General features: G+C 65.7%; 1 protein-coding gene. It reads left to right on the forward strand.

The window, feature by feature from the left end; translation table 11 throughout:
- On the forward strand, positions 1–420 hold a 420-nt coding region (nadA, locus tag ACWGS9_RS35425), incomplete at both ends, for a quinolinate synthase NadA (RefSeq protein WP_454509506.1).

Raw genomic sequence — 420 nt, forward strand, 5'->3', positions numbered from 1 at the left:
ACGGCCGCATCCCTCTATGAGCGCGTCCGGCGGGTGATCCCGCCAGTCGAATGGCCGGGCTTTGCCGACGACATCGACGCCATCCTGGCGCTAAAGCGCGAGCGCAACGCCGTCATCCTGGCGCACAATTACCAGACGCCCGAGATCTTCCACTGTGTTGCCGACATCGTCGGCGACAGCCTGGCGCTTGCCCGCAAGGCGATGACGGTCGATGCGGACGTCATCGTCGTCGCCGGCGTGCATTTCATGGCCGAGACGGCCAAGCTTCTCAATCCCGGCAAGACCGTGCTCATTCCGGATCTTGCCGCCGGCTGTTCGCTGGCCGACTCGATCACGGCCGAGGACGTGCGCCTGATGCGGCGGCGCTATCCGGGAGTGCCGGTGATCACCTACGTCAACAGCTCCGCCGCCGTGAAGGCA

The sequence above is a fragment of the Mesorhizobium sp. Arg314 genome (genome assembly GCF_053714275.1).